The organism is Microcoleus sp. B7-D4 (assembly GCF_036705125.1).
Lineage (GTDB): Bacteria > Cyanobacteriota > Cyanobacteriia > Cyanobacteriales > Microcoleaceae > Microcoleus.
Window position 1 is genome coordinate 58,358 of sequence record NZ_JAUBTT010000008.1, and the last position, 20,764, is coordinate 79,121.

At 45.5% G+C, this 20,764-nt stretch carries 13 protein-coding genes; 6 read left to right on the forward strand and 7 right to left on the reverse strand.

Annotated features, from left to right (window positions below; all coding sequences use genetic code 11):
* The first annotated feature begins 156 nt into the window (after nt 1-156).
* The 3 genes from QUB12_RS04995 to QUB12_RS05005 all read left to right on the forward strand — a co-directional run bounded on the left by QUB12_RS04995 (nt 157) and on the right by QUB12_RS05005 (nt 2,803).
* Nucleotides 157-552 (forward strand): hypothetical protein, encoded by a 396-nt coding sequence (locus tag QUB12_RS04995; RefSeq protein WP_333305748.1) that lies wholly within the window; start codon nt 157-159, stop codon nt 550-552.
* Nucleotides 553-1,201: 649 nt separating this feature from the next.
* The gene (locus tag QUB12_RS05000; RefSeq protein WP_333305750.1) at nt 1,202-1,330 is read left to right on the forward strand and encodes a hypothetical protein; all 129 of its coding nucleotides are present in this window, start codon (nt 1,202-1,204) and stop codon (nt 1,328-1,330) included.
* A gap of 81 nt (nt 1,331-1,411) precedes the next feature.
* Nucleotides 1,412-2,803: a malic enzyme-like NAD(P)-binding protein gene (locus tag QUB12_RS05005; protein WP_333305752.1), complete on the forward strand. Its 1,392-nt coding sequence runs from the start codon at nt 1,412-1,414 to the stop codon at nt 2,801-2,803.
* 240 nt (nt 2,804-3,043) lie between these two features.
* On the opposite strand, the gene QUB12_RS05010 is transcribed toward QUB12_RS05005, so the two are convergent.
* A complete protein-coding gene (locus QUB12_RS05010) occupies nt 3,044-3,214 on the reverse strand; it encodes a hypothetical protein (RefSeq protein ID WP_333305754.1) in 171 nt (56 codons plus the stop codon).
* 69 nt (nt 3,215-3,283) lie between these two features.
* On the opposite strand from QUB12_RS05010, the gene QUB12_RS05015 reads away from it, so the two are divergent.
* On the forward strand, nt 3,284-7,126 hold the full coding sequence (locus QUB12_RS05015; protein ID WP_333305756.1) for a PAS domain S-box protein: 3,843 nt from the start codon (nt 3,284-3,286) through the stop codon (nt 7,124-7,126).
* A gap of 56 nt (nt 7,127-7,182) precedes the next feature.
* Here the strand turns inward: QUB12_RS05015 and QUB12_RS05020 are convergent, their stop codons facing one another.
* The 4 genes from QUB12_RS05020 to QUB12_RS05035 form a co-directional block, all read right to left on the reverse strand.
* Nucleotides 7,183-8,571: a cytochrome P450 gene (locus tag QUB12_RS05020; RefSeq protein WP_333139997.1), complete on the reverse strand. Its 1,389-nt coding sequence runs from the start codon at nt 8,569-8,571 to the stop codon at nt 7,183-7,185.
* Between the two features lie 83 nt (nt 8,572-8,654).
* Nucleotides 8,655-9,152, reverse strand: a complete 498-nt coding sequence (locus QUB12_RS05025; protein ID WP_333139999.1) for a GNAT family N-acetyltransferase — start codon at nt 9,150-9,152, stop codon at nt 8,655-8,657.
* Between the two features lie 91 nt (nt 9,153-9,243).
* The gene (locus QUB12_RS05030; protein WP_333140001.1) at nt 9,244-9,840 is read right to left on the reverse strand and encodes a tRNA isopentenyl-2-thiomethyl-A-37 hydroxylase MiaE; all 597 of its coding nucleotides are present in this window, start codon (nt 9,838-9,840) and stop codon (nt 9,244-9,246) included.
* A 208-nt stretch (nt 9,841-10,048) separates the two neighbouring features.
* The gene (locus QUB12_RS05035; RefSeq protein WP_333140004.1) at nt 10,049-12,229 is read right to left on the reverse strand and encodes a tetratricopeptide repeat protein; all 2,181 of its coding nucleotides are present in this window, start codon (nt 12,227-12,229) and stop codon (nt 10,049-10,051) included.
* Nucleotides 12,230-12,328: 99 nt separating this feature from the next.
* Here QUB12_RS05035 and QUB12_RS05040 point away from each other — a divergent pair, with 99 nt between their 5' ends.
* Nucleotides 12,329-12,994 carry a glycosyl hydrolase 108 family protein gene (locus QUB12_RS05040; RefSeq protein ID WP_333140089.1) on the forward strand — a complete coding sequence of 222 codons (666 nt, stop codon included), beginning with the start codon at nt 12,329-12,331 and terminating at the stop codon, nt 12,992-12,994.
* A gap of 462 nt (nt 12,995-13,456) precedes the next feature.
* On the opposite strand, the gene QUB12_RS05045 is transcribed toward QUB12_RS05040, so the two are convergent.
* On the reverse strand, nt 13,457-13,993 hold the full coding sequence (locus tag QUB12_RS05045) for a GUN4 domain-containing protein (RefSeq protein WP_333140006.1): 537 nt from the start codon (nt 13,991-13,993) through the stop codon (nt 13,457-13,459).
* A gap of 101 nt (nt 13,994-14,094) precedes the next feature.
* A complete protein-coding gene (locus tag QUB12_RS05050) occupies nt 14,095-19,041 on the reverse strand; it encodes an FG-GAP-like repeat-containing protein (RefSeq protein WP_333140008.1) in 4,947 nt (1,648 codons plus the stop codon).
* Between the two features lie 261 nt (nt 19,042-19,302).
* On the opposite strand from QUB12_RS05050, the gene QUB12_RS05055 reads away from it, so the two are divergent.
* Complete coding sequence (locus QUB12_RS05055) at nt 19,303-20,469, forward strand: serine/threonine-protein kinase (RefSeq protein ID WP_333305758.1); 1,167 nt, start codon at nt 19,303-19,305, stop codon at nt 20,467-20,469.
* Nucleotides 20,470-20,764 lie beyond the last annotated feature (295 nt).

A 20,764-nucleotide genomic window follows, 5' to 3' on the forward strand; every position in this document is an offset into this window, starting at 1 on the left:
GAGTACATTTTATCACAGTTGCGATCGCTACACAAATTTAAAATTATCACATCTAGCCACTGATCTCGATCGCTAGATCATTTTGTTAAATCGCTTACATTAAGGTATGTTAAAATTTTTTCAATGCTCCCAAAAATCCTACGAAAGGAAGTAGTTATGTTATCTCAACCAATTTTTGGCGATCGCTCTCTGACCCACGTCTTTTATCAAGCAGTAATCGAGCGCTTCTACGACGGTTTCAGTCTCTCCACCCAAGCACTATTACGAGAGTCTACCCTCGGCTTCGCTCCCTGTCCCGATGGAGTCAAAACCTTTTTCATCATCGCGCCGAGTCTGGATGCAGCAGAGCAACTAATTGACAAAATGGACAGTATTTTGGAGCGAGTTGCCGAACTCATGGCAGGAGTCGGACAGGTTGCCCTGTGCATACTTCCCGCCGGCAGCGAGGCAGAGCAATCAGTCGATCTGCAAAACTTAGAAAATGTTCCCCCGGATTGTCTGGCTTGCAAATTCTTTACAATTATATGGGCCGATGCTGCGGCCGATCGGTAAAATTGACAGTTAGCAACCAGCAACTCAACACGGTTCGGCCCAAGCTGTGCCTGTGTCGGCGCGGGGTAGATTGTCTGTTAGTTACACTCCCTGGAATTATCGGGCAAAGCGTGCAGGTAATTTAGAGCGTTTGCAAGGTTGCACTCGCAATCTTTGGCCACTGTTAAACCAGACAAAATATATATCAAAGGCCCGCTTGTCAGTCGCTCAGATTTTTACCTGCCGGCTCAAACAGCCGTGCATCTACTTTTTACATTTCCAATAAAGGCCACCAAAAAGCCGCATCAACTCTCCTCGGTGTCTCGCTTCAAAAGACAGCAGCAGGAATTAGGCGGTATCGCTGGAAAATAGAGTTTTGCGAAATATCTGCTGAGGTTCAGAATAAGCAGAAATATTATCAAAAATAGATAAGATTTGCGCGCGTTGACCTCAGAAACCGGGTTGATACCAATTTTTTATGAGGCCCCGTAGAATCAGATCCCCCCTAGCCCCCCTTAATAAGGGGGGGACAAGATTCCGCTCAAAGTCCCCCAACAATCAGGGGGATTTAGGGGGATCGAGATATGTGCAACTTCACATTAAATTGGTATGAGAGGCCCGCGCTTCATATTCGCGGTTCGCTGCGAACTTGACAGAAAATAGGCTATTTGTGGGCGAGTCACAAGCTATAGACAGAGCAAAGCTCAACTCAAAAAAAGATGAGTTTCCCAGCGGCACGCAAGGCAGTGCAGAGCGATCGCACCACAGGCTCATAGAAGTTGTTAAAAATTTCAGTTGAAAATTTAAATTATTAAATTTTATGCCTAACATTGGCGATAAAATCTAAGATTGAAATTCTCAAATCTGAAATCAAGACATCATGGTAAAACTGACACCAAATCCCAGCTTTAGTTTAACAATTCGGGTTGCTCTGCCGAACCAGCCGGGAATGCTGGCAAGAGTCACCAGCGCGATCGCATCTGTAGGCGGCAACTTCGGCCAAATCGACTTGATCGAGCAAACCCGCGCCACTACCGTTCGCGATATCAACGTCGATGCCTCCAGCCTCGAGCACAATGAAGAAATAGTGCAAGCAGTGAAAGCACTGCCAGATATCAGAGTGATCGACGTGTACGATCGCACTTTCAACTTGCACCGCGGCGGAAAAATCAGCGTAGTTAGCAAAATTTCCCTCAAACGCCAGTCAGATTTGGCAATGGCATACACCCCTGGAGTCGGCCGCATCTGCACGGCGATCGCCAATGACCCCCAACAAGTTTATAACCTGACAATCAAACAAAATACTGTTGCCATTGTTACCGACGGTAGCGCAGTTTTGGGACTGGGAAACCTCGGCCCTGCCGCCGCACTGCCAGTCATGGAAGGCAAAGCCATGCTATTTAAAGAATTTGCAGGTATTGACGCCTTTCCTATCTGTTTGAATACCCAAGATACTGAGGAAATTATTCGCACAGTGCAGAATATCGCCCCGGTTTTTGGCGGCGTTAACCTCGAAGATATTTCTTCTCCCCGCTGCTTTGAAATCGAAGCAAGATTGCGGGAAACCTTAGATATTCCGATTTTTCACGACGACCAGCACGGCACTGCGATTGTTAGTTTGGCAGCATTAATTAATGCCTTGAAAATCGTCAAAAAAACCATCGCAGAAGTGTGTATCGTGATTAACGGAGCCGGTGCGGCCGGAGTCGCGATCGCCCGGTTGTTGCGTAAAGCAGGTGCCCAAAACATCATCATGTGCGACTCCAAAGGCGTTCTCTCCCAAGACCGCACGGATATGAACCCAGAAAAACTAGAATTTGCCGTGGCTTCGAGCGGTACTTTGGAAGATGCGATCGCCGGTGCCGATGTATTTTTAGGCGTCAGCGCCCCCGGCGTAGTCACCCGTTCGATGGTGCGTTCGATGGCCGAGAATCCCATTGTTTTTGCAATGGCAAATCCCATTCCCGAAATTCAGCCCGAATTAATTATGGAAGATGCGGCGATCATAGCAACCGGACGCAGCGATTACCCGAATCAAATTAACAATGTTTTGGCATTTCCGGGGATATTTCGAGGTGCTTTGGACTGCAAAGCAACCACGATTACGCCCAGTATGTATTTGGAAGCAGCTTATGCGATCGCCTCTTTAGTCAGTCCTTCTCAGCTTGACAAAGAGCACATTATACCGTCTGTTTTTGACGAAAGAGTTGCCATTGCTGTCGCCGGTGCAGTGCAGTTGGCGGCCCGATCCGAAGGTATCGCCCGCGATTAATTGAAGGAAGTTCGGCAACGGATTATGTAACGGATGTAACGGATGTAACGGATGTAACGGATGTCCGTCGGAAGAAGGAAGAAGGAAGAAGGTTGGAGGGAAGATACCATGTATAAATTAATGGTATTTGTACCATTTTTGTACTTATTCTTTTGTGATTTTTCTGGTTTCTTCTCATTCCCTCTTTCTTCCTCCCCGTTGATTATTACTCACTTTTGTTTCCCCATCTTGTCTTTTTCCTCAACATCCATCCGTTAAATCCCGATCGCGCGATCGTTGCCGAACTTCCCTCGAACCTCCAACATCCAACCTCTTCCTTCTTCCCTCGAACCTCAGCATCCATCCGTTACATCCGTTAAATCCCGTAGACGGCTCGTTGCCGAACTTCCTTCTTCTCTCTTCCTTAATCAAGGATAAAACTCACAACAATAAACAAGATAATAAAGATATAATTAAATCACCCAAGTCCCGCTAGGTCAGATGCAAAGCCAGTTAGGAAAAGCCAAGCGCGCTCGCTGCAACCGCCCATTGTTAGAACTGTGCCCGATCGGGCTGGCATTGTGCCGGACGGACGGGACTTTTATCGACGTAAATCCAGCTTTTGCAAGTATTATCGGCCGCACAGTTGCAGAAACTCTCCACCTCAACTATTGGGAAATTCAGCAAACACAGTGCGCGGGCCCAGAAAAATATCTAGAATGTCAAGCAAAGAATAGCCACACGCACCTGTGCGAAGCAGCATACAAACATAAAAACCAGCATCTCGTACCCGTGCGAGTTTCCGAGCGGGCAATTGAAACAGAGGGACAGTGCGCGATTTGGCTAAGTGTTGAAGAAATCTTTAATAATCGGGATCAAAATAGCGAGCCGCTGGAATCAGCGCCGCCGCACAGCAATTCACATCTAGAAAAATTGCTGGCAAAGCAGACTGCCGAACTGGCAAAAACTCAGAAGCTACTCGAAGAAAAAATCGCCGAACTGGAACAAACTCAAGACAAATTGCGTCTCCAAAGTCAAATTATCGACCAAATTCACGAAGCGGTGATTTCTACAGATATGGACGGCTCGATTACCCTTTGGAATCAAGCCTGCCAAAAGTTATACGGCTATGAAGAAACTGAGGCGATCGGACAGCACGTTTCTTTAATTTACCCGCCTGAACAGCACGAATTTTTGTTAGAGCAAGTCATCAAACCGCTACAAGAAAAAGGCGAGCATGAAATAGAAGTTATAACACGCCGTAAATCGGGAGAAGATTTTTCCTCGCACCTGATGCTTTCGCTATTGAAAGACAAAACGGGAGAAGTTGTGGGGATGATTGGCTCTTTAACAGATCTCAGCATTTGCAAAGCTTTAGAACAAGAATTAGCACAGAGACAAGCACTATTTGATGCCTTTTTGAAGGAAGCGCCGGCGGGACTTTGCATTTTGGACTCCCAACTGCGGTACGTGCAAATTAATCAATTTTTAGCAGAAATAAATTGCCTGAGTCCAGCAGAACACATCGGCAAGACTGTACGCGAAATATTGCCGAATATCGCTCCCATAATAGAGCCTTTGTACGAACAAATTTTGAGGACGAAACAACCCTTAATTAACATGGAGATGAGTGGTGACAATCCCAGAAAGCCTGGGTTTGTCCGACACCTGACAGGCTCTTATTTTCCCCTGCTCGAAAAAGATGGGGAGGCGATCGGCATCGGTGCAGTTGTAATTGACATTAGCGATCGCAAACAAGCAGAAGCTGCGCTGCAAAAAAGCGAACAGCTTTACCGCACTATGGCAAGCAACTTTCCTAACGGCGCGGTGATGTTGTTCGATCCAGAAATGCGCTACACGCTGGTAGAAGGTACAGAATTAGCCGCCGTGGGGCTTTCCAAAGAATTGATGGAAGGCAAGACAATCTGGGAAGTATTCGAGCCAGATTTTTGCGCTGCTGTCGAGCCAAATTATCTGGCGGCACTGGCAGGAGAAACAGTTGTTACAGAATTTATTTACAGCGATCGCATCTACCTCGGTTATACTTTGCCCGTCAGAAACGAACGGCAAGAAATCATCGGCGGATTGCTAATGACTCAAAACATTACGGCTCGCCAATTAGCAGAAGAAGCGCTCAGGGAAAGCGAGGACAAATACAGGTGCATTGTCGAGACAGCAGACGAAGGAATTTGGATGATAGATACGGAGAGTAAAACTACTTTTGTTAACCAAAAAATGGCCGATATGCTCGGCTGCACTCCAGAGGAAATGAGCGGACAGTCGCTATTTGCTTTCATGGATGGAGAAGGCATCGCGCTCGCACAAATCAGTCTCGAACGCCGCCGTGAAGGAATTCGCGAACAGCTCGATTTTAAGTTCCGTCGCCGAGACGGCAGCGGCTTGTGGGCGATGGTTTCTACTAATTCCTTGGCAGACAAACAGGGACGCTATGTGGGCGCTTTGGCAATGGTTGCCGACATTACCGATCGCAAGCAAACAGAAGCCGCATTGCAGCAGTCGGAAGCTAAATTTCGATCGCTCTACGAATTAACCAGTTTGCCTGTTTTTATGTTATGTGACAATGCCATCACCGATGCCAACACAGCCACCCTACAACTATTCGGCTGTACTACCCCGCAAGAGTTGTACGGCCAAAACCCTGGCAAACTCTCACCTCCTTTGCAACCCAACGGCAGAGATTCTTTGAGCTTGGCCCACGACATGATAGCCATCGCCTTTGAGCGGGGAAAGCACCGTTTTGATTGGGTTCATCAGCGCTTAGACGGTACTGATTTTCCCGCAGAAGTGGTGCTGACAGTCATCGAGGTGGGAAATGAAAAAATTATCCAAGTAGTGATCCAAGATTTAACCGATCGCAAACTTGCAGAAGAAACTTTAGTGCGATCGGAACAAGCGCTCAGACAACAAGCTCAGCGAGAATTACTGCTCAATCAAATTGCCAACCAAATCCGCACTTCTTTAGATTTAGACACAATTTTAGCAACAGCAGTTCAAGAAATTCGCAATCTCATGCACCTAGATTGGTGCATCTTCACTTGGTATCGCCCCAACACCAATCCTCCGCTTTGGGACGTAACTTACGAAGCGAAGAATGCAGATTTGCCGAGTCTACTCGGCACTTATCTTATAGACGACAAATCTAGTCTCGCAGTGCGACAGATTTTGCGGCGAGAAATTCTGCGAATTGATGATGTCAGCACTTTTGAAGATGTAGAATTGCGCGAACTTTTCCAGGCTTCAAATTTTAACTCAGTGCTGTCGCTGCCAATTCATACTGCAGCAGGCGATATTGGGGTGATTACCTGCTATCAGGCTATGTCCATGCGAAATTGGAGCGAATCGGAAGTCGAACTGATGCAAGCGGTGGTCGCTCAAATTGCGATCGCGATCGACCACGCTGAACTTTACACCCAAACCCGCAAAGCGGCCCGACTAGCTCAAGCTCAAACTCAACAGCTAGAAGAAACTTTGCGCGAACTCCAACGTACCCAAACTCAATTAATTCAAAGTGAAAAAATGTCTAGTTTGGGACAGTTAGTAGCAGGTGTAGCCCACGAAATTAACAACCCAGTTAATTTTATCTACGGCAATCTCAGCTACACCAGCGAATACACTCAAAACTTGCTAAAAATGCTGCAACTTTACCAGAAGGAATACCCCCAGCCTAGCGCAAGAATTGTAGATGCCAGGGATGACTTTGAAATTGATTATCTTATTGACGATTTACCGAAAATTTTAGCATCTATGAAAGTCGGAGCCGATCGCATCCGCGACATAGTTTTGAGCCTGCGAACTTTTTCAAGACTTGACGAAGCCGAAAAGAAAGAAGTTGACATTCACGAAGGCATTGAAAGCACGCTGCTGATTTTGCAAAACCGCCTGAAACATAAAGCCGATCACCCGACAATTAATGTGATTAAAGAATACGGTAATTTGCCTTTAGTTGAATGTTATCCCGGTCAGTTAAATCAAGTATTTATGAATTTGTTGAGCAATGCGCTAGACGCATTGGAAATGGAGATGAAGAAATCCGATCGCACCGCCAAAAATCTCGCAATTACGATTCGCACCCAAGTAACCGACAATAACAGCGTTGCCATATGGATAGCTGACAGCGGCCCTGGGATGAGCGAAGATGTGCAAAAGCGCTTGTTTGACCCGTTTTTCACTACTAAACCCATTGGCAAAGGAACTGGCTTAGGATTGGCGATTTCGCACTCTATTATAGTAGAAAAACACGGTGGCAAGCTTTCTTGCAATTCTGTAGTGGGAGAAGGTTCCGAATTTGCGATCGAGATTCCTCTGCAGCAAAAGATCAATTAAAACCCATTGTATCGGTATCATATCATCTCCGATCGATCGACCGGATTTGATAAGATTCAAATCCTCGCCTTTACCACGAGAGGCACACCACCAGCGGGTGCCATTGTCAAACCGCGGCGTACTGGCAAAACCGGACGATTTTCTGCAAGTTCTAAAGAGTACCGTGACAGCACTTTCGCCAATACTAACTTCATTTCAAACATGGCAAATGCCGCCCCAATACAGCGGCGGTTCCCTCCTCCAAACGGCAAATATTCGTAAGGCGAAAATTGCCTTTCTAGAAAACGTTCGGGTTTAAAACGTTTTGGTTCCGGGTAAATATCCGGTCGGTGGTGAACCAAATAAATGCAGGTAGAAAGTATCATTCCTTTGGGAATATTATAACCCATTAACTGCATCGGAGCTTGCAGAAGGCGCGGGAATGCAAAAAATAGGATCGGATAAATCCGCAGCGTTTCGCAACAGACAGCATTCAAATACGGGAGTTTACTTATTTCCGTCGGCTCGCAATTTTCGACATCAATAGAATTGAGCTCTTGCAGCAGTTTTTCACGGACTTCTGGGATGTAGTGAATCCAATACAAAGCCCAGGCTAAAGCTGTGGCTGTAGTTTCGTGTCCGGCGAATAAGATTGTCATTAATTCATCCCGCAATTCAACGTCGCTCATCGGCTTTCCTGCTTCATCACGAGCGGAAATTAACAAGCTCAGGATGTCTTCGCCCAATGGTTCAGACTGAGTTTTGCGAGCGCGGATTTCTTGATAAAGCAGTTCATCTAAACGCTGTCTTTGTCGCAGAAATCCTCCCCAAGGACTCCAAGCACCTAAATCTTTTTGCAACGACTTGATAAACAAAAAGGTAGCGCTTAATGGATTGCTAAACAGGCTGAACATATTAATCATTAGTTGCTGAATTTGCTGGTAGCGTTCTCCTTCGCTCAGCCCAAAAACAGCGTGTAAAATTACTTCCAAGGAAATCTCCTGCATAGTTGATTGCGCGATTACCGAGTTACCAGGAGTCCAATTATTAATTACTTTTTCGGTTGTATCGCGGATGATTTGTCCGTAAGCTTTCATCCGTTCACCGTGAAAAGGTGGCATTAAAAGTTTGCGCTGCTGCAAATGTCGATCGCCATCTAACAACAATAACGAATTCGAGCCTACTAAAGGTAGCGTTATCTGGTTTCCCGTACTGGATTCAAAGAGTTTGGAATCGGATGTAAAAATTTCTTGAATAGCTTGAGGATTGCTAATAATTACTTGCGGCGGAAAGTTGCTGAATTCGCTGGTAAAAAGGTCGCCGTAGCGTTGAGAATTACTATCTAAATAATACAGAGGATTTAAAATTCCCCGCACTGTCTGAACAAATCTAGCGTCTTTAGGGCCGTCTAGCAATTTGTTGGTAGCATGATTTTGAGAGTGAGAGTTTTCTGTGGTGATAGTCATGTGTTTTCCTCCTAGATTAATTTACTCAGTTTCAATCAACTGTTGATTGAAACTGAGTAAATTAATCATTGTTTTCACAAACCTTATTGTACTTTTTTTATACCTAGAGATTTTACGTAAACCCGATCGCACCTGTGCGTCTCCACACCAGTTGTCGGTAGATATCCGCTATTTTCGTACATTTTCACAGCTTCTTTGAGAATGCTAGCAGTTTCTATCCAAATTTCCTCAAAGCCGCGAGCGATAATTTTACTTTCCAATTCTTGCAGTAAAAATTTACCCAAACCCTGTCCTCTTGCTGCTGGCAAAATATACATTTTGCGAATTTCCACAGCATTATTTCCCCGATCAATCGGATAGTAAGCCGCCGTACCCACTATTTTATCCTGCCGTTCAACTACCCAAAATTCGCCGCCTTGATTATGATAATGTAGTTCTACATCATAGACATCTCGATCGGCCCCGTGAGGTTCGCATTTTAAACCGTACTCTGCTAAAACATCTCTAATTAAATAGAACGCCTCAGCGCGATCGCGCGTTTCCCAGGAACGAATTAAAAAATCCAGATGTTGGGTTTTCATTGGTTGTTGCAACGTATATTTATTTTTTGACTTTAGCAACTGTAAAATTACTCATTTTTTGGGTTTTACAGTCTTTAAATGCACCTAGATTTTAACTGTGAATTCTCGGTTCGGGATGAAGACTTGCCAGCAACTCGCTCTCTACTAATGATAATTCCTCCAGCCTGTCAATCACAAGAGTGCGATCGAAATAAGTTGTTGCTAAAATCCAATATACACCGTAATGGCGAGCTTCCGAAGCCATCAAACTGCGGTAAAATTTAGCTAATTGGGCGTCGGGACAGCGATCGCCCAGCAGCCCCAACCGTTCGTGACTGCGCGCTTCTATCAAACCAGAAACCAACAAAGAATCCAAAAGTCTCTCCGGTTCCTGCTTGCGAATTTGGGCGGACAAACCGGCACCGTAGGGGGGTGCGGCCAAAGGGCCTAAAGCAATGCCGCGCTGTTCTAACCGCTGGTTGACTTGCTCGAAATGCTCTAATTCTTCGCGGGCGATCGCCGTTAGCATCCTCACCAATTTTTCGCGGGCTGGGTAGCGAAACATTAAATTTAACGCTACTCCCGCCGCTTTCCGCTCGCAGTGAGAATGGTCTAATAAGATTGTATCCAAATGGGCGATCGCCTGTTGCACCCAAGCTTCCGAAGTCGGCTGTTTCAAAAACTTAATAGTTGGCAGTGTTGAAGTCATTAGTCAGTAGTCATTAGTCAGTAGTCAGCAGTCAATCGATTTTAGATTTTAGATTTTAGATTTTAGATTTTAGATTCAAGCATTGACCCCACGGATAAAGTCGGGGGGCAAGTTTCATCGGATACAGGTTTTTTATTTCTGGACGGATGAATCACGTGGCGGGTATCCTGGATGCTTTCGGTCATTATCAGCAGTCACTAGCCAGCATTTATCCTATTTTACACAATTTTTCAAACACCGCATACATATCACCAGCAAACTTTTTCGGATTCCACAGCGGCGACAAATTGGCGGAATCTTTAGATTTCACCAACTGTGCTTTAATTGCATTTCTCAATTCACGTTCTTTGCCCAATTTTACACCCACTTCCACATATTCCGACCAAGACAAAGCCACGCCTGTTTCAATTCCCAAAGTCTGCAAAAACGAATAACCCATTCTCGACAAACATTGCTCTCCTGTGCGAGTCACCACCGGCAAATTAGACCACAAAGCCTCTAAAGTTTGAGTTCCTCCGTTGTAAGGATAAGAATCTAACAAAACATCTGCCAGCAAATAGATAATTCTGTGTTCTTCCTCAGTAGCAAACCTCGGCAAAAACTTAATTCGGTGCTTGCTCACTTTCTCAGCTTCGCAAGCTTGGTGATACGCACCCTCAAACACTGCTGCATCCCCTAAAGCTTTGTGAATTAAGATACTGTTCGGCACTTCTTTGAGAATCGCAATTTGTGCTTTTACCAACTCGCTATTGAATTTTCTGCCGGGACTGACGCACAGGTAAACTATCTGATCCAAGCCGATCCGATGCGACCTTCTCAATGCAACTGGATCGACTCCATATCTCTGAAAACCGGACACCGCTACAAAGGAATCAGGCATCCTAATTAGCTGTTCGTCATAATATTTTTCTTGCCCTGCTGGGTGCGAGTGCCCGTCTGTAAGAAAGTAATTTTCCGGCGATATGTAAGGGGCGTCAAATCCCAGCCAAGAAACACAAACTGGTGCGGGTTTTTGGTAGAGAATGTCAGCGTGAACTGGTACGCTGAGAGAATCTAAATCAACTAAAACGTCCAATTCATCTTGCTGAATTTGGTCGATAATTTCGGCAGAATTGGCAAGTCCGTTCGGGTAGGTTGTGGGAAAAGTCAGTTTGCCAAAACTTTCAAATTGCTGAGTGCGATCGTCAGGAACAATTCTTTCGGAAGCGTACAAATACACATGGGGTGTGATATCGGACAATTCGCGAATGATGTCAGCGCTGCACCAACCTACAGAATGGCGGCTAAAGTGATTGGACAAAAAGCCGATTTTTAACTTGCTGGATGGAACCCTTGGTTTGAAACTGTAATTTGCGGGTTGAGAAAAATTAGGTTTAATACATTGGTCGATATACTTTTGGGCAATTAATCTGTAAAGTTTTGAGTTGGCTGCCAAGTCATCTCGCAAATAGGGCGTGCTGAATAACAAGTTTGCATAAAGCGATTTAATTTCCACCGGGCTAGCGGTTTCTAAGTTTTGCTGCAAGTATGACTCTAGTTCTAAAAATCGATCGCCCGCAATTTGATTTAATCCCGACACTTGATAGGTGCTGATGAAGTAAATCGCGGTCATAATTGGATCGGTTTCGGCACACATTTGGCTGTATTGGTGTACGGCTTGCCGCGCGGCAGCTAAATCGCTAGTATCTCTGAGGATGCCACACAAATGTTGGTGGGCAGAAATAAAATCTGGTTTAATTTCTAGGGCTTTTTGAAGGTTGGGTATTGCGTCTTTAAATTGACCTTGGTAGCGCAAAACTCGGCCAATTTGACAGTATGCTTCGGCTAAATCGGGTTTGAATGCGATCGCCTGCTTCCATGCAGCCACCGCCTCATCTAACTTCCCTTGCTGCGCTAATTTATCTCCTAAATTTAAGTGAAAATCTACTTGAGCAAGGTGGGGATTGAGTTCGAGAGCTTTTTGCTCGTATGCTACGGCTGCATCCGGCTGCCCCTGCTGCTTCAGTGCCCCTGCCAAATTCCAGTAAGCAGCAGCCAAATTTGGTTTAAGTTCGATCGCCTTTTCGTAATTGACAACCGCCTCCACCAAAAGCCCTTGTTTGTAGAGCATACTGCCCAAATTAGCATAAGCCTCAGCAAAATCGGGATTCAGAGCGATCGCCTCGGAATAAAACCGCATCGCTTCCTCAATTTGGCCGCTTGCTTGCTGCACATTGCCCATTGTCACGTAAGCCGCCGCCCAATCCGGTTGCAATTCCAGAGCTCGGCGACAAGCAGCGACGGCTGCTGCTAAATTGCCTTGAGAGTAATAGGTTTCTGCAGCGACTGTCAGCGATGCAGCATCTTCAAATTGGGGTGTTTCGGATTGGTTGCGAAAATCGGAATTCATTTTGCGGCCTATCTGTGCTATCAAGTTAAAGGTTGAATCTATATTATTTTGCAGAGTAGCAGTTTTAGCGGAACTACGGGCGATCGTCACAGAGAATTTATGAGCGACAAGCAAGCGACACAGCGCCAACATAACATCAAGTGGAAACCAAACCTCCTGCTGGGGATACTCTTGTTAACCTTAGCAATCCCCTTACCCTTTGCCCAAAAGACTTTCGCACAGCAGCAGCAGACAGCCAGCTTTCGGCAGAAATTATTTCAAACTGCTCTTTATTTCACCCTATATTTTGAGGGTGGATTCAGCAATCACCCTGCCGATAAGGGTGGCAGAACTTATCGGGGCGTCTTGCAAACGGAATACAACGCCTACCGCTACAGTCGTGGGCTTCCGCCCCTCGACGTGACGCAGATGTCGGAAGCAGAGCTCCTAGAAATTTATAAATATTACTGGGATTCGAGCCTTTCGGGCACGATGCAGCCGGCTTTGGCGATCGTCATGTTTGACACCGCCGTTAATTTCGGTATTAATAACTCAATTACCTTTCTTCAGCAAGCATTAGGATTGCCGCAAACGGGAGTTTTTGACCCGCGCACCAAGGAAGCGCTGAAAGGGGCAAATAACAAAAATACCGCACTGCAAATGATTAATGAACGAATTATTTACCGCTACAAAAGGGTGCAAGAAGATCCGACTCAGATGGCTTTTTTCCGGGGTTGGTTGAGTCGCGATTATAGTTTGTGGGGCTATGTAAATAAGATTAAGTAGTTGACAGTTGACAGTTGACAGTTGACAGTTGACAGTTGATTGTTATTTCTTATTCTATATTTGTGGAACAGACATCTTGCCTGTGTTCTATAAATGGCGTTGCTGATTTACGGTATGAATAAACTTTTCTCCAACGTTACAAAACTCACCATACTTGGCCCATAGCAATTGGGAAATTTTTAATTCATACCTGTATTCAGCAAAACCAGCTTTTTAAAAGAAGCAGAAGTATGAAAGCAAAAGAACGTAAAACGACCTCGCGCTTTAGATACCCGACTTCTTTAAGAAGTCGGGTATCTGAGTATTCTGTTTTTTTAGGTTTGTCTACTTATATCATTTCCGGTTACACCGGAATGATGTTGACGGTTGACGGTTGACGGTTGACGGTTGACGGTTGACAGTGAACAGTCAACAGTGAACAGTGAACTGGAATTTACTATTCCGATGCTAACGGATTTGATATTACTTGCCGCAATTAGCAAAAGTAGAGAACAAGTTATGACCTTGAACTTTCGACGCTTGCCATGTATTACGCCGATCGCCAAAAAAACTTGTATCTCTACCAACGTAGCTTTGCCAACCTAATGCAGCAACAGTTGGGTACTGAGCGGGAAAATCCCCTAGCAGAGGAATGTCTCGCGAGTCAAGTTTCCATCCTACCTTTCTGCTAAATTCTTTAATTTCTTCTTCGCAAGTTTGACAATTTAAACCCTTCCCCGTCTGTTGCCAAATCTCTAACTGCGGAGTGAAGCCGTATTTATTATTGCTGTGTTGCATCCACAATTGGTCGATCGCGCGGAGGTTAGGACAAGACGTGGGGTTGTTGCGGAGTATAGAGACGGTTTCGCGATCGGCGTCGTCCCATTTCTTAGCTTCTAATAAGGTTTGCAGTTGCCTGAATTCGCTGCTGGTTTCTTGGGCGCTAGCTGAAAAAGCTGGCTGCAAAACAGCAACAGATGCGGTGATGAATACTAGGGTCATTTTTCCAAATTTAAACATGATGCTCCTCCCAGTAAAAGTGATTTAACAAATGATTCGTTTTTAGTGCCTACCTCATTGAGAAGGGCAATCACAGGATTGCCCCTACGCTGGAGTTGGCTCTAAACCAACACAAAATCCGATTCAGTAATCGAACTATTCAACCCAGTGACTGTTGCCAAAAGTTGATTAGTTGAGGCCAATTTCAGCAGCGTTCCTCCCGCAGTTTGACTAATTTCTAACTGCTGGAAATTCAAACTGTTATCGATCGCAAATTTATCGATACCCACCTCAAAATCAAGCACCGTATCCGAGCCGCCACCTGGAGTTAACAAAAAGCGATCGATCCCGCTACCTCCTGTCAGAAAATCGTTGCCATTTTCGCCGCTGAAAAAATCATCTCCCAAACCGCCAAGCAAAGTATCATCTCCCTTGCCACCGTACAAACTGTCATTGTCGATACCGCCGTCCAAACTGTCAGCACCGCGGCCTCCAAATAGGATATCAGATCCACTGCCACCTGTCAGCATATCTAGTCCCCGGCCACCGTAAATGCTGTCATTACCGCTGCCACCATCGAGGGAATCACTAGCTTTTCTGGCACTGATAAAATCGTTACCGCTGCCGCCGATTAAAGTATCGCTATCATCAGTACCGACAAGATTTTTGCCCTCATCACCGAGAATTTCAGGAGAATTATTGACAAGTTCCACATCACCTTGTACAACCGGAACAGCAGGTTGAGAAGGTGCTGGATTACCTTGAATTTTGGCCGTTAAAAATTCGCCTGTATTTTCGGAAACTACCTGTGCGATTGGTTTTGTGCCAGCCGCCGCTTCTTCGAGGGCGATCGAACTTTCACCTAATGTCACCTTTTGGACTTTGGCAATTTCCGAGGGAATAAACTCAGGCAAAAAGTTAGATTTAACTTTATCCGTGCTTTGATTTGCCTCAGCCATTACCTTCGCAGCTTCCGGGGCAATTTGGGAAAGTTTTTCAGTGTTGAGATTGGTGTCAATTTCTTTGACCTTGGCAACAGATTGCTCGATAATGCTTTCTACCTGTGCCGCATCGCTCACATCCAGGGAACCACCGGATTTAATTTTACTGTTAATTGCCCCGACAACAGCTTTGACGATCGCAGCATTGTCCGCCGTAGATGCACCGTCTATGAGGCTGCTGGTTTGGGTGATGACGTTGTGGACTTTTGTCATGGCGACTAGAGTTTCAACGCCCCCAGGCTCATTTTTTGCTGTAGAGGCGATCGGATCTAAGTCGCTCAAGTCAACTCCCGCAGGAATAGACAGAGTAGATTTAACTTTTGACTCGGCTTCACTCTGCGTCATTCCCCCAGCCATCAAATCAGTTACCAAACTGGTTAACAAAGTGACAACATTAGCATCCGCAGGTGCAGAAAGAGGCATTTCCAGCGGCAAACCTGTCGCAGTATCCGTCCCGCCAAAAGCAACTAAATTGCCTTCATCTGCATCGATTTTCCCATTTTTATTTTTGTCGAAAGTCTCCAAGGGAATATCGAGCTGATATGCACCGTTAAAGTCAGTAGTAGTTGATGGTTCGTTACTATCTTTAATGCCATTTTTGTTAGCATCTAGGAAGATGGTTGCACCGGAGATGTAACCATCAATAACGTTGCCTATAATAACGCTCGTCTCAAGAAGAGGATCGTCATCGTCATTATTGTAAGCGGAAACAATTGATGTAGTTAACCCGGAGTAATTGGGATCGGCGCTAACAGCAGGGTCGGCAATAATAAGGTAATTTTGGTCTCCATCAAATACAAAATCATCAACGCCTCTTACACTCACCATCTGTATTGCATTCCAATTAGTAGAATTGAAGGTAACAGTTGGCCTGTCAATTACTCCTTCTCCCGCATTATTGGTACTAAAAGTAATACTCACATCAGCAGTAGGTGGGCTGTTGAGTTTGACAAAGAATCTGGCTGCGTCACCTGTTTCCCAAGTGACTAAGAATCCCAGTGGTACATTAATAATAATGTCTGGAGTTGCAAGTATCAGTGGGGGCGTCCCTAGTGTCGGCGTCACTGGCGTCACTGGTGTCGGCGTCACTTCTGCAGGCGTCGGCGTCACTTCTGCAGGCGTCGGGGTGACTGGCGTCGGCGTCACTGGCGTCGGGGTGACTGGCGTCACTGGTGTCGGCGTCACTGGCGTAACTGGCGTCGGCGTTGGTGTCGGCGTAACTGGCGTCGGCGTCGGTGTCGGCGTCGGTGTCGGTGTCGGCGTCGGTGTCGGCGTAGTGTCGTTATCGTCGATCGCCACTATCACCCCTGGCACCGAAATTTCGTTATACTTAGCATCAGTGCTGGTTGCAGTGTGAGTAATATTAGCGCTGTCTGTACCTTGGGCAACTGTATCGTCAACAGCTTTTACCGTAACGGTTTGAGCAACATTCCAATTATTTGGAGTGAAAGTCACAGGGGCGATCGGCTGAATCTGATTATTGGTTGTGAGATTGATGGTAACGGGGGCTGTTGGCTGCGACTTTAATTTGAGCTGGTAACTGCCATTCGCGCCGCCTTCTGTAACTTCCGTTTCGGTAAGACTAACAGAAACACCAGCAGTCTCATTGTCCTCATTAGTAATGCTAACATCCGCTACATTTCGGTTGTTATATTTCGGATCGGTACTAACAGTAGTACCCGTGACAATTGTGTAGTCAATATCACCATCACCAATGCGATCGTCAACCCCAGTTACTGTTACCTCTTGCGGTGTATTCCAGTTAATAGGAGTAAATGTTAAACTATTAGTCGAAACTGTTCCTTCGGCAACATTGTCACTTTTTAAACCGATAGTCACGTTAGCAGTTGGTTTGGTATTCAGGACTATATCAAAGTTGGCAGTGTTCCCATCTTCGTCAGTAGTTAATCCCTCAGTCGAATTAACCGTAATTCCCGAAGTTTCATTGTCACTGTTGGTGACGGTGACATCATTAGGATTAAGGTTATTGTAATTAGGATCGGTGCTGACAGCAGCCGCCGTGACAATTTTGTAATCAATATTGCCATCAACTACCAAATCGTCAACACCAGTCACCGTTACTGTTTGCGGTTTATTGTAGTTAGCGGGAGTGAAAGTTAAGCTATTCGTCGAAACAGTTCCCTCCCCTGTATTGGAACTACTCAAGCCGATGGTAACGTCAGCAGTTGGTGCAGCCTTTAATTTGACCGTAAATTCTGCTTTGCCACCAGATTCTGTTGTTGATACCGCTTTTCGATTAACCCTAAAGCCGGCCAAATCATTATTTTTGATAGTAGTAGTAGCCGTTTCAGTGGTAATAGTTGGTGTTACCCCTGGATCTGTGGGATTTGACAGGGTGACAGCAATAGTTTCATCTGCTTCAATTATGGTGTCGGCTAACACATTGAGAGTAATCGTTTTCGATTTCTGACCCGCAGCAAAATCAATCTGACCAGTAGTAGCAGTTGCTCCAGAAGTGCCACCGATATTGTTGTAATCGCTGCTATTTGTAGCAGTTCCTCCTATTGCGTAATTTACACTGCTGGCAGCATTGATACCTCCACTGCGAGTCACGGTAAAAGTAACGGGAGTAGTGATAATGTTGCGTTCGGTCATACTGGCAGTATCAGTAGCAATGGCGTAAGCTATGGCATTAGTATCATTAGCTGCGATCGTCAATTTTGCTGGATTTGTTTTACCTGCAATCCCATCAGTAATCGTGCCAAAGTTGAAGACCGCTGTTTCGGCGTTTTCTGCGATATTGTCAGCTTTGATAGTGACAGCAACATTCTGAGTGAGAGTGTTAGTACCTGCACGGAATGTGACAGTGGCAGGTGAAAAAGTGTAGTCTGAATTTTGGGTGGCTGTGCTGCTAGAGTCAATTACGATCGGGACTGTCAAATCTTTGACGGGACTGCTGCTGATTGTCACCGGAATATCAACAACCCTATTCGCGTTTCCTTCTCTGCCGCTGTAGGTAGCAGCACCAAAATTCACTACAGGCGTATTGTTGTTGTTGAGCAAAACCGAGACGTTGCTAGATTCTTCAGTATCGTTTGTCGTAGTTAAGTCTGTCAGGCCATCAGCATTAAAGTCCCCAACAGCAATGATAAAGGGATATTCCCCAGCCGAAAAGTTGGCGGGCGCACCAAAACTGCCCGTACCATTTCCCAACAAAATGGAGATACCATCATCGTTCGTCACAGCTAAGTCTGACTTGTTATCGCTGTTAAAGTCCCCAACAGCAACGCTATTGGGAAAGTCCCCCGCATTAAAGTTAGTGGGAGCCCCAAAGCTGCCTTTCCCTGTCCCCAACAGGATTGATACGTTGTCAGATTCGTCAGATTCGGTGTTTGTTACAGCTAAATCTGGCTTGTTATCCCCATTGAAGTCCCCTGTGGCGAGCCCGATCGGATCGTTCCCCGCCTTAAATTTAGTAGGAGTCCCAAAGCTGCCTGTCCCTGTCCCCAACAGGATCGATACATTATCAGAAGAGTCTATGAAAGCTAAGTCGAGCTTGCCGTCAGCATTAAAGTCTTCCACGGCGAAAAACCGCGAATTCGACCCATTAACATTAAGGTTAGTAGGAGCCCCAAAGCTGCCTGTACCAGTTCCTAACAGGATCGATAGATTGTTATTGCCTATCGTAACTAAATCTAGCTTGCCGTCGCTGTTAAAGTCACCCACACCAACACCACGGCCAAAATCTGACTTCCCATCAGCTTCCCCCGTATCAAAGTTCGTGGGAGTGCCAAAGCTACCTGTGCCATTTCCCAACAGGATGGCTACTTGACCTACATCTGCGCTGTCCCTCTTTACAGAAGCTATGTCGAGGTTGCCGTCGCTGTTAAAGTCCCCTAATGCCAGACTTATGGGCTTAAAGCCGATGTTAAAGTTGTTGGCAGTGCCAAAGCTGCCAGTGCCTGTGCCCAACAGAATCGAGATGTTGTTAGTTCCTTGATTCGCTGTGGCGATATCTGGCTTACCGTCTTTGTTAAAATCTGCTACAACAACGTCACTCGGCCCTTCGCCGACAGGGAAGCTGGTTGCGGTACTGAAGATAGACATGATTAATTTACCTATTAATTGACAACAGTCGTTTCTGATGTTTGGAGTTGTAAAGCCGAATCTGCGAGACCCTAATTTGGCAATGTACTCTCTAGTTAAAAGTTGTATTTGAGATAGTACCAGTAACTACTTAAAACGTCAATTCATAAAATTCATAACCTAAAGTCATAAAAGTCATATTGGTAAAAATATATTTCAATAAGTAGACAATCTAGCAAATTTAAGAGAAATCATATATAACAGAAATCTAGGGATATAAAAATGCGTGGCTCCTGTACAAATCACTTAAAATATGAAACTATGACGGTAGAAGAAGCAATAATCTTTTTGGACAATCTGGTATACGAACAAACGGAAAAACACCTGAGTCGGTTGCAACAGTCGATAATTCGAGGCGTTGTAGGGGGTTTGACCTATCAAGAAATTCAGCAAAACGATCCGATCGCCCGCGGGTACACAGTGGGCTACCTGGGGCGGTATGTCGGCTACAACTTGTGGAAAGAACTGACAAAGGTACTGAGACAAGCAGAAATTCTCGGTCAAGAAGAAAGAGTAGTCGGAGCAAATCTTTGGGACTGTATCATGAGAGCTGTACAAGGCACACAACCCGCTAAATCTGTCGATCCGATGTTGCAAAAGCTGCTGCGGATGCGTTACCGAATTAGAGAACATTTGGTGAACACCGAGTACAGCGATACCTATCTGGCTGAAGATGAAAATTTGCCCGATCGACCTTTGTGCCTCGTCAAGCGCCTCAAAAGCCAGTCTGAGAGAAGCAGCCATTTATTCGATCGAGAAACGCGCGTTTTATATCGATTGGGCCAACACGATCGGATACCAGAATTGTTAGCTCGCTTTGAAGAAGATGGATATTTTTATTTAGTCTATCAATTCATCGAAGGGCAACCCTTGTATCAAGAACTAATCGAAGGTCAACCCTGGCAAGAACATCAGGTTATCGCTTTGTTGAAAGATATCTTAGAAGTGCTTGTTTTTGTTCACAAACAAGATGTAATTCACCGCGACGTTCACCCTCAAAACTTAATCAGGCGGACATCAGATGGCAAGATTGTATTAATTGACTTTGGGGCAGTTAAAGAAATCAACACTTCACCAAACAGCATCGGTCAAACGAAATCGCGCGGCGGTACTCAGCAAGACTACATTCCTCCCGAACAAGCCATCGGTTCCCCGAAATTGTGCAGCGACATCTATGCTGTGGGGCTCATCGGGATTCAAGCCTTGACAGGAATGCGCCCGAAACAACTCAGAGTTGATAATTTAGGCAATCTCATCTGGCAGAAAAATGCAACTGTCACCCCGGAGTTGGCTCGCGTTTTAGACAAGATGGTGCTTTACCATTTCCCCCAGCGTTACCCGTCAGCAACCGAAGCTTTGGAAGCACTTCAAAAGTTGGGAGTTAGTTGACAGTTGTCAGTTGTCAGTTGACTGTTGACCGTTACCAAATCCCACTTTAATATCCCCCTCTTTAGTCCGCGCAGGCGGACTTTGTTTGTGTAGTAGCGGTTTCAACCGCCGAGTCTTATTGTTGTGCCGATCGCATTTCCCACACCCGCAGCACCCGGTTTACAATGCGAGTGATCTTATTGCCGATCGATTCATCCGCTACCATTACGCCTCGATGGACTGAGTAAAAACGCTCAGCCCGACCAATGAATCGGGCGCTAATTTCCAAGGAACAAGGAAAAAGGCTGAAGGAACA